Here is an 8,547-nt window from a genome sequence, read left to right on the forward strand (position 1 = left end):
TGCCGGCGATGGGGCCACACCGCCGGTCGGCAGCCGACGACCGCTGCGGAACCTCTATTCCCTATGTTTGTTGCGTGGTTATGCGCGGGGGCTGATGCTATGATCGACCTCTTGCGTCGCAAAGAGTACAAACTCGCCGACGCACATAGGGCCGCCCGTGATCGGCCTTGCGCAAACCGCGAACTAGACCTGAATCAGGAGATCCACCATGGCTTTTGAATTGCCGCCGCTGCCGTACGCCCACGATGCCCTGCAGCCGCACATCTCCAAGGAAACCCTGGAGTTTCACCACGACAAGCACCACAACACCTATGTCGTGAACCTGAACAACCTGGTCCCAGGCACCGAATTCGAAGGCAAGACCCTGGAAGAGATCGTCAAGACCTCTTCGGGCGGCATCTTCAACAACGCCGCTCAAGTCTGGAACCACACCTTCTACTGGAACTGCCTGGCACCAAACGCCGGCGGCCAGCCTACCGGTGCTCTGGCCGAGGCCATCAACACCGCTTTCGGTTCCTTCGACAAGTTCAAGGAAGAGTTCTCCAAGACTTCGATCGGCACCTTCGGTTCCGGCTGGGGCTGGCTGGTGAAGAAAGCTGACGGTTCCCTGGCCCTGGCCAGCACCATCGGCGCCGGCTGCCCGCTGACCAGCGGCGACACCCCGCTGCTGACCTGCGACGTCTGGGAACACGCCTACTACATCGACTACCGCAACCTGCGTCCGAAGTACGTCGAGGCGTTCTGGAACCTGGTCAACTGGACCTTCGTTGCCGAACAGTTCGAAGGCAAGACCTTCAAGGCCTGATCCCTCGAGCCTTGAACAGAAAACCCGGCCTTGAGCCGGGTTTTTTTATTGGATGGCCGACCTCTTGGCGGCAAATGACACACCAGCGGCCAACGCTCTTGCTCACCCGGCATAGCACGCTAACATCAAACATCTGGACATTCGCTACAGCGCACTCAAGTTGCAGGCTGAGGTAACCGATACACTGCTCAGGAGAGCCGCACCGGCCGATAGTGTATTGCCAATGATGATGGCAAAATGATGCCGCGCGCATGGATTAAGGAAACCCCATTGAAGCTGGAATTGCGGAACAGCTTATCGGTCAAGTTGCTCAGGGTCGTGCTCCTGTCGGCGCTGGCGGTCGGTGTCGTCCTCAGTTGCGCGCAGATCGTCTACGACACCTACAAGACCCGTCAGGCCGTCAACAATGACGCCCAGCGCATCCTCGACATGTTCCGCGACCCTTCAACCCAGGCGGTGTACAGCCTCGACCGGGAAATGGGCATGCAGGTGATGGAAGGCCTGTTCCAGGACGAATCGGTGCGCCAGGCATCCATCGGCCATCCCAACGAAACCATGCTTGCCGAGAAGTCGCGCCCGCTGCAGGACATGTCCATGCGCTGGCTGACCGATCTGATCCTCGGCCGGGAACGCACCTACACCACCGAACTGGTCGGTCGCGGCCCCTACAGCGAGTACTACGGCGACCTGAGCATCACCCTCGACACCGCGTCCTACGGTGAAGACTTCCTGGTCAATGCCATCATCATCTTCATTTCAGGGGTCCTGCGTGCCCTGGCCATGGGCCTGGTGTTGTACCTGGTCTACCACTGGCTGCTGACCAAGCCGCTGTCGAAGATCATCGAGCACCTCACCCAGATCAACCCCGATCGCCCCAGCCAGCACCAGATCCCGCTGCTCAAGGGCCACGAGAAGAACGAGCTGGGTATCTGGGTCAATACCGCCAACCAGCTGCTGGCCTCGATCGAACGTAACACCCACTTGCGCCACGAGGCCGAGAACAGCCTGCAGCGCATGGCCCAGTACGATTTTCTCACCGGCCTGCCCAACCGCCAGCAACTGCAGGCGCAGCTCGACAAGATCCTTGCCGACGGTGGTCGCCTGCAGCATCGCGTGGCCGTGCTGTGCGTGGGCCTGGACGATTTCAAGGGCATCAACGAGCAGTTCAGCTACCAGGTCGGCGACCAGTTGCTGCTGGCCCTGGCCGACCGCCTGCGGGCCCACAGCGGTCGCCTGGGAGCCTTGGCGCGCCTGGGTGGCGATCAGTTCGCCCTGGTCCAGGCCAACATCGAGCAGCCCTACGAGGCCGCCGAGCTGGCCCAGAGCATCCTCGACGACCTCGAAGTGCCGTTCGACCTCGACCACCATCAGATCCGCCTGCGCGCCACCATCGGCATCACCCTGTTCCCGGAAGATGGCGACAGCACCGAAAAGCTGCTGCAGAAGGCCGAACAGACCATGACCCTGGCCAAGGCCCGTTCGCGCAATCGCTACCAGTTCTACATCGCCAGTGTCGACAGCGAAATGCGCCGGCGCCGCGAGCTGGAAAAAGACCTGCGCGAAGCCCTGCCACGCAACCAGCTGTACCTGGTCTACCAACCGCAGATCAGCTACCGTGATCACCGCGTGGTCGGTGTCGAAGCCCTGCTGCGCTGGCAACACCCGGAGTTGGGCATGGTCCCGCCGGACCAGTTCATCCCGCTGGCCGAGCAGAACGGCAGCATCATCAACATCGGCGAATGGGTGCTCGACCAGGCCTGCCGGCAACTGCGCGAATGGCACGACCTGGGCTTCAGCGAACTGCGCATGGCCGTCAACCTGTCCACCGTGCAGCTGCACCACAACGAGCTGCCGCGGGTGGTCAACAACCTCCTGCAGGCCTACCGCCTGCCTCCGCGCAGCCTGGAGCTGGAAGTGACGGAAACCGGCCTGATGGAAGACATCAGCACCGCCGCCCAGCACCTGCTCAGCTTGCGTCGCTCCGGGGCGATGATCGCCATCGACGACTTCGGCACCGGCTACTCGTCGCTGAGCTACCTGAAATCGCTGCCGCTGGACAAGATCAAGATCGACAAGAGCTTCGTCCAGGACCTGCTCGACGACGATGACGACGCCACCATCGTTCGCGCCATCATCCAGCTGGGCAAGAGCCTGGGCATGCAGGTGATCGCCGAAGGTGTGGAAACCGCCGAGCAGGAAACCTACATCATTGCCCAGGGCTGCCACGAAGGTCAGGGCTACCACTACAGCAAGCCGCTGTCGGCGCGCGAACTGACCCATTTCCTCAAGCAGGCGCAGCGCAATCAGGTTTGGGCGCTGTAGCCCCTGCACCGCGTGTTACAGACCATCACGCGCATTTGCATGAATTGCGTGCTGGGCTCTTTACAGCAAATGCAAATCTTTCGCATGATGTTGCGGTTTCGCGTGCCACGGCGCACGGCCTAACCCCTTGGTCCAACCACACGACGCAGGAAAACCAATAATGATTCGAATGCCTCTGGCCTCCGCCAGTCTGCTGGCCATCGCCATCGCCCTCGCCGGTTGCGGCGAAGGCAAGGACGACAAGGCCGCCGCCCCGCAAGCACAGGCACCTGCTGCTGCCAGCACCCCCGCCGCGGCGCCTGGGGCTGTCGACGAAGCGGCCGGCAAAGCCGTGGTCAAGCATTACACCGAGATGGTCTACACCGTGTACAGCGACTCGCTGAGCACCGCCAAGACCCTGCAGAGCGCCATCGACGCGTTCCTCGCCAAGCCTGGCGACGACACCCTGAAAGCCGCCAAGGCCGCCTGGGCCGCCGCACGCGTACCGTACCTGCAGAGCGAGGCGTTCCGCTTCGGCAACACCATCATCGACGACTGGGAAGGCCAAGTGAACGCCTGGCCCCTGGACGAAGGCCTGATCGACTACGTCGACAAGAGCTACGAACACGCCCTGGGCAACCCGGCAGCCAGCGCCAACATCATCGCCAACACCGTGGTTCAGGTCGGCGAAGAGAAGGTCGACGTCAAGGACATCACCCCCGAGAAGCTGGCCAGCCTGAACGAGCTGGGCGGTTCCGAAGCCAACGTCGCCACCGGCTACCACGCCATCGAATTCCTGCTCTGGGGCCAGGACCTCAACGGCACCGGCCCAGGCGCCGGCGCCCGTCCGGTTTCCGACTACCTCGAAGGCAAAGGCGCCACCGGCGGCCACAACGACCGTCGTCGCGCCTACCTGAAGGCGGTGACCGACCTGCTGGTCAAGGACCTCGAAGAGATGGTCGGCAACTGGGCACCGAACGTCGCCGACAACTACCGCGCCACCCTGGAAGCCGAGCCTGTGGCCGACGGCCTGCGCAAGATGCTGTTCGGCATGGGTAGCCTGTCGCTGGGCGAACTGGCCGGTGAGCGCATGAAGGTGTCGCTGGAAGCCAACTCGCCGGAAGACGAGCAGGACTGCTTCAGCGACAACACCCACTACTCGCACTTCTACGACGCCAAGGGTATCCGCAACGTCTACCTGGGCGAGTACACCCGTGTCGACGGCACCAAGCTGACCGGCCCGAGCCTGTCGTCGCTGGTGGCCAAGGCCGACCCGGCCGCCGACGCTACCCTCAAGGCCGATCTGGAAGCCACCGAGGCGAAGCTTCAGGTGATCGTCGATCACGCCCTCAAGGGTGAGCACTACGACCAGCTGATCGGCGCCGACAATGCTGCCGGCAACCAGATCGTGCGTGACGCCATTGCCTCGCTGGTCAAGCAGACCGGTGCCATCGAGCAGGCGGCAGGCAAGCTGGGCATTGCCAACCTGAACCCGGATACCGCCGATCACGAATTCTGATTCGGGCGGTTGTGGTTCTGAAAATGAGGCGGCCTTCGGGTCGCCTTTTTTCTTTCGGGCCCTATCGCCGCGGTTCGTCGCCACGACAAGCCGGCTCCCACAGGGATCCCACTGAGCCTGAGAGCCGTGATACACCTGTGGGAGCCGGCTTGCCGGCGATAGGGCCCGCAGCGACACCAATTTCATGAAGCAATTGCAAATTGCTCTTATTCAAACTTCGATGGCCTGCTAAGCTTGCACGCCGGTTTTTCAGTCCTTCCACGCCCAGGATTTTGCATGTCCTTGTCGCTGTCCCGACTCTCCCCTCTGCTGCTGGCCCTTGCCCTCGCCGCCTGTGACGACGCCCCGCGTTTCACACAGGCCGAGCCCGGCGAAGCGTTGTCAGCTGGCCAGGCGACCGTCCAGCGCAGTGACCGCAATGCCTTTTCCCTGCCCTCGGCCAACCTGTCGCCCCAGCGGCGCGTGGACTTCGCCGTCGGCAACAGTTTCTTCCGCAACCCCTGGGTGATCGCCCCGTCCACCACCACCGCGCGCGACGGCCTGGGCCCGCTGTTCAATACCAATGCCTGCCAGAATTGCCATGTGCGCGACGGCCGCGGCCATCCGCCGGAGCCTGACGACAGCAACGCGGTGTCGATGCTGGTGCGCCTGTCGATTCCCGACCAGCCGTACCTGGCCAAGCAGATCGAACGCCTGGGCGTGGTCCCCGAGCCGGTCTATGGCACCCAACTGCAGGACATGGCCATCCCCGGCGTGGCCCCCGAGGGCAAGGTGCGGGTGAGCTATGACCACGAGACGGTCACCTTCAAGGACGGCCACCGGGTCGAACTGCGCCGGCCCACGCTGCAGATCACCCAGCTCGGCTATGGGCCGATGCACCCCGACACCCGCTTCTCGGCCCGCGTGGCACCGCCGATGATCGGCCTTGGCCTGCTCGAAGCCATCCCCGAAGCCGCCATCCTGGCCAACGAAGACCCCGATGACCACAACCGCGACGGCATTCGTGGCCGCGCCAACCGGGTCTGGGACGATGCCCAGGGCAAGACCGTGGTCGGCCGCTTCGGCTGGAAGGCCGGGCAGCCCAACGTCAACCAGCAGAACGTGCATGCCTTTGCCGGTGACATGGGCCTGACCAGCACCCTGCAACCGCAGGATGACTGCACGCCGGCTCAAACCGCCTGCCAGGCCGCAGCCAATGGCAACGGGGCCGGCGACGAGAAGGAAGTCAGCGACAATATCCTGCGCCTGGTCACCTTCTACACCCGCAACCTCGGCGTACCGGCCCGGCGCGATGTCGGCGCCCCGCAAGTGCTGGCCGGCAAGAACCTGTTCTTCCAGGCCGGCTGCCAGGGCTGCCATACCCCGCAATTCACCACCGCCACCGACGCCGTCGAACCCGAGCTGGCCGGGCAGCTGATCCGCCCCTACAGCGACCTGCTGCTGCATGACATGGGCCCGGGCCTTGCCGACGAGCGCACCGAATTCGCCGCCAACGGCCAGGACTGGCGCACCCCTCCGTTGTGGGGCATCGGCCTGAACGAGGCGGTCAGTGGCCACACCCAGTATCTGCACGATGGCCGCGCCCGCAACCTGCTCGAAGCCGTGCTCTGGCACGGCGGCGAAGCGCAGGCGGCGCGCGACCAGGTCTTGACCTTCAATGCCGAGCAGCGCGCTGCGCTGCTGGCGTTCCTGAACTCACTTTAAAACGCGCAAGGAGCCGGGCATGTTCCGACCCAAACTGTTGTTCACCAGCCTCGCCGCACTCGCTCTCGGCGCGTGCTCGCCGCAGGACCCGCAGGCCGTGACTTCCGCCGCCATCGCCAAGCAGGTGATCCTGCCGACCTACAGCCGCTGGGTCGAAGCCGACCGCCAGTTGGCCAGCAGTGCCCTGGCTTACTGCGAAGGCAAGCAGAGCCTGGAAACCGCGCGTGCCGACTTCCTCAATGCGCAAAAGGCCTGGGCCGAACTCCAGCCATTGCTGGTCGGCCCGCTGGCCGAAGGCAACCGCGCCTGGCAGGTGCAGTTCTGGCCCGACAAGAAGAACCTGGTCGGCCGCCAGGTCGAGCAACTGGTCAACAGCGACAAGCCGGTCGATGCCGCCTCCCTGGGCAAGGCCAGCGTCGTCGTACGCGGCCTGTCGGCCTACGAGTACATCCTGTTCGACAGCAAGCCGGACATCGCCAGCGCCGAGCAGAAAGCCCGCTACTGCCCGCTGCTGGTGGCCATCGGTGAACACCAGAAAGTGCTCGCCGAAGAGATCCTCAAGGGCTGGAACAGCACTGACGGCATGCTCTCGCAGATGACCAAGTTCCCTAACCAGCGCTACGCCGACTCCCACGAAGCGATCGCCGACCTGCTGCGCGCCCAGGTCACCGGCCTGGATACCCTGAAGAAGAAACTGGGCGCGCCGATGGGCCGCCAGAGCAAGGGCATTGCCCAGCCACTGCAAGCTGAAGCCTGGCGCAGCCATTCGTCACTCAAGAGCCTGGAAGCCAGCCTCAAGGCCGCCCAAGCGGTCTGGGTCGGCGTCGACAACCAAGGCCTGCGCGGCCTGCTGGGCAGCGATCAGAAAGCCCTGGCGCAAAAAATCGACGACGCCTACGCTAGCGCCCTCAAGCTGCTGGCCGACAACCAGAAGACCCTGGGCGAGCTGCTGGCCGACGACGCAGGCCAGCAGAACCTGAACCAGATCTACGACGCGCTCAACGTCGTCCACCGCCTGCACGAAGGCGAGCTGGCCAAGGCGCTGAACATTCAACTGGGCTTCAATGCCAACGACGGTGACTGATGATGCTGCGACGCCAGGCGATCAAACTCGGTAGCGTATTGCTCAGCGCCCTGACCCTGGGCGGCTGGAGCCTGCTGCGCAACAAAGGCAGCGAACCCCTGCTGCTGTCGGCGCGTGACGATGGCGACGGCAAGCATTACGCGGTCGGGTTCCGCCTGGACGGCACCCAGGTGTTCAGCACCCAGGTGGCCCAGCGTTGCCACGCCATCATCAACCACCCGAGCCTGCCGATTGCCCTGTTCGTCGCGCGCCGCCCCGGCACCGAAAGCTATCTGGTCGACCTGCGCGACGGGCGCTTGCTGCAAACCGTCACCTCACAGCCGAACCGTCACTTCTACGGCCACGCGGTGATCCACAACGGCGGTGAATGGCTGTACGCCACCGAGAACGACACCACCGATCCCGGCCGTGGCGTACTGGGAGTCTACCGGTTCGAAGGTGAGCGCCTGGTGCACACCGGCGAAATCCCGACCCACGGCATCGGCCCGCACGAAGTGGCCTGGCTGCCCGACGGCGAAACCCTGGTGGTGGCCAATGGCGGCATCCGCACCGAGGCCGAGAGCCGGGTCGAGATGAACCTCGACGCCATGCAGCCCAGCCTGGTGCTGATGCAGCGCGACGGCACCTTGCTGAGCAAGGAAACCCTGGCCCAGCAGATGAACAGCGTGCGCCACCTGGCCGTGGGCAACGACGGCACCATCGCCGCTTGCCAGCAGTTCATGGGCGATGCCGATGAAACCGCCGAACTGCTGGCGATCAAGCGCCCGGGCGAGCCGTTCAAGGCCTTCCCGGTGCCTGAGCGGCAGCTGCAGTCGATGGCCCAGTACACCGCCAGCGTGGCCATCCACAGCGACCTGCGCCTGGTGGCGCTGACCGCGCCGCGGGCCAACCGGCTGTTCATCTGGGACCTGGACAGCGGTGCGGTGAAGCTCGATGCGCCGATGCCGGATTGCGCCGGGGTCGGGGCGGTGGAGGATGGCTTTGTGGTGACGTCCGGGCAGGGGCGTTGCCGGTTCTATGATTGCCGCAAGGCGGAGTTGATCGGGCAACCGATGAACCTGCCATCCGGGTTATGGGATAACCATCTGCATCTGGCCTGACACTCAGGCTGTCTGCACCGGCCCTATCGCCGGC

The 8,547-nt window shown here is 64.2% G+C and carries 6 protein-coding genes; all 6 read left to right on the top strand.

The genetic code is table 11. The features are described from left to right. Window positions 1-208 precede the first annotated feature (208 nt). On the top strand, window positions 209-805 hold the full coding sequence (locus PMI38_RS20050) for a superoxide dismutase (RefSeq protein ID WP_008097829.1): 597 nt from the start codon (window positions 209-211) through the stop codon (window positions 803-805). A gap of 270 nt (window positions 806-1,075) precedes the next feature. Next, a complete protein-coding gene (locus tag PMI38_RS20055; RefSeq protein WP_008097831.1) occupies window positions 1,076-3,127 on the top strand; it encodes a putative bifunctional diguanylate cyclase/phosphodiesterase in 2,052 nt (683 codons plus the stop codon). Between the two features lie 160 nt (window positions 3,128-3,287). Continuing rightward, on the top strand, window positions 3,288-4,625 hold the full coding sequence (locus PMI38_RS20060) for an imelysin family protein (RefSeq protein ID WP_008097833.1): 1,338 nt from the start codon (window positions 3,288-3,290) through the stop codon (window positions 4,623-4,625). Window positions 4,626-4,901: 276 nt separating this feature from the next. Beyond that, window positions 4,902-6,329, top strand: a complete 1,428-nt coding sequence (locus PMI38_RS20065) for a di-heme oxidoreductase family protein (protein WP_008097834.1) — start codon at window positions 4,902-4,904, stop codon at window positions 6,327-6,329. Window positions 6,330-6,348: 19 nt separating this feature from the next. After that, window positions 6,349-7,413: an imelysin family protein gene (locus PMI38_RS20070; protein ID WP_008097836.1), complete on the top strand. Its 1,065-nt coding sequence runs from the start codon at window positions 6,349-6,351 to the stop codon at window positions 7,411-7,413. A 2-nt stretch (window positions 7,414-7,415) separates the two neighbouring features. Next, the gene (locus PMI38_RS20075) at window positions 7,416-8,513 is read left to right on the top strand and encodes a DUF1513 domain-containing protein (protein ID WP_043274014.1); all 1,098 of its coding nucleotides are present in this window, start codon (window positions 7,416-7,418) and stop codon (window positions 8,511-8,513) included. Window positions 8,514-8,547: the final 34 nt, after the last annotated feature.

The sequence above is a fragment of the Pseudomonas sp. GM84 genome (genome assembly GCF_000282535.1).
GTDB lineage: Bacteria > Pseudomonadota > Gammaproteobacteria > Pseudomonadales > Pseudomonadaceae > Aquipseudomonas.